Source organism: Candidatus Methylomirabilota bacterium (genome assembly GCA_035260325.1).
In the GTDB taxonomy this organism is placed as follows: domain Bacteria; phylum Methylomirabilota; class Methylomirabilia; order Rokubacteriales; family CSP1-6; genus AR19.
The window spans coordinates 1-2,429 of record DATFVL010000311.1 but is presented as its reverse complement, the minus strand read 5'-3'; the positions used below and the strand labels follow the sequence as shown (position 1 = coordinate 2,429).

2 protein-coding genes are annotated in these 2,429 nt (G+C 75.6%); both read left to right on the top strand.

Annotated features, from left to right (window positions below):
• The coding region (gene priA, locus VKG64_19885; protein HKB27301.1) for a primosomal protein N' at nucleotides 1-1,713 on the top strand (1,713 nt) is incomplete at its 5' end.
• Entirely contained in the window at nucleotides 1,701-2,225 is a 525-nt protein-coding gene (gene def, locus VKG64_19880) for a peptide deformylase (protein HKB27300.1), read from the top strand. The genes priA and def, both read left to right, overlap by 13 nt.
• Nucleotides 2,226-2,429 lie beyond the last annotated feature (204 nt).

Sequence of the window (2,429 nt, the reverse complement as noted above, 5' to 3'; positions counted from 1 at the left end):
CTCCGCGGCGCCCAGCGCGTCGGCATGGTCGTGGCCCTCCGCGCGGGTGACGACGCGTCGCTCAAGCCGCTCGGCCGCGTCGCCGATCCCGAACCCGTCCTCTCGCCGGCGCAGCTCGACCTCGTCGGCTGGATCTCCGCGGAGAGCCTCTCGTCCATCGGCTCGACCTGCGCCGCGCTGCTCCCGCCGCCGGCCCGCAGCGGGAGCGTGTCCTTTCCGGCCCGGCGCTCCCCGCGGCCGTCGCCGGCGCCGAAGCCCGAGCTCTTCACCGGAGCGGGACGGGAGACGCGGGCGCTCGAGCGCATCGAGCGCACGGACGGGACCGTCCTCGTCCTGGCGCCCGACGTCGAGACTTCGGCGCGCTGGGCGCAGCGGCTCGCCAAGCTCGGGCCCGCGGTCCGTCTCGACTCCGGCGTCGGCGACGAGGCGCGCGCGGCGGCGTGGCGGGCGCTCGGCGAGGGGACGGCGCGCCTCGCGACCGGCACGCGCTCGGCGCTCCTGGCGCCGCTCGTCGCGCCGGCGACGCTGGTCCTGGTGGACGAGCACGAGGCCGCGCACCGGCCGCCGGGCCATCCGCGGATCCACGCGCGCGAGGTCGTCCTCGAGCGCGCCCGGCGCGAGGGCGCGCAGGTGCTCCTCACGTCGGCGACGCCGAGCGTTGAGACGTGGTGGCGCGCCGACGCCGGCCGGCTCACGGCGGCGACGGCGCCCCCCGGGCCCTGGCCCGCCGTCGCGCTCGCGGACACGCGCGGCATCCTCCGCCGCGAGCCGCTCACGCCGCCTCTCGCGCGCGCGATCCGCGAGACGCTCGCCGCGAAGCGGCGGGTGTTCCTCGCCGTCAGCCGCCTCACGTCCTCCCTCGCGTGCGACGAGTGCGGCGAGGTGCTGCGCTGCGAGACGTGCCGGCTGGCGCTCTCCTACTCGCGCGCCGCCGCGACGCTCACGTGCCGGGTCTGCGGGCGCTCGCAGCCGCTGCCGGACACGTGCCCGTCCTGCCACGGCCGGCGGCTCTCGCCCTTCGGCTGGGGCGCCGAGCGCGTCGAGCACGCGGTGCGCCGCCGCTTCCCCGACGCGCGCATCGCGCGCTACGACCCGGAGGCGGCGCGCGGCGCCCGCGGCGAGGCCCAGCGCCGGGCGGCGGCGGCGGCCGACGTGGTCGTCGGCACGCGCGGCGCGCTCCGGCTCTTCGGCCCCGCCTCGCTGGGCCTCGCGGGGTTCGTCTCACCCGACCAGCTCCTGCGCATCCCCGACTTCCGCGCGGGCGAGCGCGCCCTCGCCTTCCTCTGGGCGGCGGCGGAGCGCGTCGGAGCGGGCGGCCAGCTGATCGTCCAGTCGCAGCACCCGACCCACTACGCGTTCGACGCGGCGGCGCGTCAGGACCTCGCGGGGTTCTACACGCACGAGCTGAAGTTCCGCGCCGAGCTCGGCTACCCGCCCTTCCGGCGCCTCGCGATCGTCGGGGTGCGGGGCTCGGCGCCCGCGGAGACCCAGAAGCTCGCCGAGAGGGTGGGCGCGGCGCTCGGCGCGACGCCGGAGCTCACGGTCTACCCGCCGGCGCCCGACCGGCGCGACCGCGGGCGCCGCATCGTCGTCAAGGGCAAGGCCGACCTGCCCCGGCTCCTCGCGGCGGCGCTGGCCGGGTTCCGCGAGGGCGCCGCCGCGCGCCGCGGTATCATAGACGTGGAGGTGGACCCGATCGAATGGCCGTTCTGAAGATCCGCAAGTACGGTGACCCGATCCTCCGGCGGCGCGCGCTGCCGATCGAGGAGGTCACGGCCGAGGTTCGGCAGACGATCGCCGACATGACCGAGACGATGTACGACGAGGTCGGCATCGGCCTCGCCGCGCCGCAGGTCGGCATCTCGCTCCGGCTCGTCGTCGTGGGCGACGAGGACGGCAGGGGGGTGCGGGCGCTCATCAACCCCGTGATCGTCGAGCAGGGCGGCCAGGTGACGGCCGAGGAGGGCTGCCTCTCGATCCCTGGCATCTTCGCGCCGGTCACGCGCGCCGCGTGGGTGCGGCTCGAGGCGCGCGACGCCGACGGCAAGCCCGTGGAGCTCACGGCGCGCGGCCTCCGCGCGCGCGTGCTGCAGCACGAGCTGGACCACCTCGATGGCGTCCTCTTCATCGACCGCCTCGACCCGGTGACCCGCGATCGCATCAAGCGGAAGATCAAGAAGGAAGGTCTCCGCGAGGACGCCGCCCGCCACGCCTTCGCGCTTTAGCCACCTCACCTAAAGCTCGCTGGCGAGGTCGGAAAGTGAAATCAGCGTCGCTTGACTATTTCTGCCACGCCGCCCTAGACTCGCCGCTGGAGATTGGCGATGCCTGCACGCTGGAGACTTGTCCTCGGACTGGTTCTCCTTGCGATCGTGGCGACCGGCTGTTCCGCCGTCGACTTCACCAATGTCGCGGCGGCTCACTCCAAT

What these genes read in the sequence shown, in the direction of transcription:
- def (HKB27300.1), top strand. Translation starts at nt 1,701, where the DNA reads ATGGCCGTTCTGAAGATCCGCAAGTACGGTGACCCGATCCTCCGGCGG.